General features: G+C 70.8%; 1 pseudogene. It reads right to left on the minus strand.

Annotation, left to right across the window (positions count from 1 at the left end):
* Nucleotides 1-236, minus strand: a pseudogene (locus DH10_RS19740) (thiamine/thiamine pyrophosphate ABC transporter permease ThiP); the annotation flags it as partial.

Genomic DNA, 236 nt, shown 5'->3' on the forward strand with positions numbered 1-236 from the left:
CGCACGGCGTCCTCGCCGGCCAGCCGGCCGAGATCCGCCCCCAGCCCGGCGAGCACGGTCGCCGCCATCGGCCCGGCGACGAACAGCAAGGCAAACGCAATCAGGCCGGCATTCAGCAGCGTTTCGGCCTTGCCGGTCGCAAGATAGCGGCGTGGCGCCACCGGCAGATTGGCATCGCCGACCGTGTTGGCGCCGAGCCGCGTCAGCATGGCGACCACGACGAAGGTCAGGACGAT

Origin of the sequence: Mesorhizobium silamurunense (assembly GCF_014843825.1) — a bacterium.
In the GTDB taxonomy this organism is placed as follows: Bacteria; Pseudomonadota; Alphaproteobacteria; order Rhizobiales; family Rhizobiaceae; genus Mesorhizobium; species Mesorhizobium silamurunense.